The sequence below is a fragment of the Pseudoalteromonas sp. RB2-MNA-CIBAN-0110 genome, assembly GCF_040309305.1.
GTDB classification, from domain to species: Bacteria; Pseudomonadota; Gammaproteobacteria; order Enterobacterales; family Alteromonadaceae; genus Pseudoalteromonas; species Pseudoalteromonas arctica.
Map to the genome: position 1 here is coordinate 1 of NZ_JBEOOQ010000281.1, position 246 is coordinate 246.

The window sequence follows — 246 nt, forward strand, 5'->3', positions numbered from 1 at the left end:
GCATAACTTACATCGCGTGGTGATACTCCAGCTCGCTGCGCAATTAACTTTGCTACGTACTGGGTGTTTTCGCCTTTTTTTACTACTTGCAAACATACATGCTCGCCGCTACCGGTAAACTCAATGCCTAAGTCTTCATCTACCATAAAGTCTTCGGCTGTGGTTTTAAAGTCAGCTTTTGATAACGGTGCGCCGTATAAATAATTTAAATCGCTCATGCGTTTGTTTTACTCATTGACTCTTTGT

The 246-nt window shown here is 41.9% G+C and carries 1 protein-coding gene; it reads right to left on the reverse strand.

Annotated elements, in window-relative coordinates; genetic code table 11:
- Positions 1-218: tRNA pseudouridine(13) synthase TruD (gene truD, locus AAEY68_RS21495; RefSeq protein ID WP_350586878.1), on the reverse strand; the 218-nt coding region annotated here is incomplete at its 3' end.
- Positions 219-246: the final 28 nt, after the last annotated feature.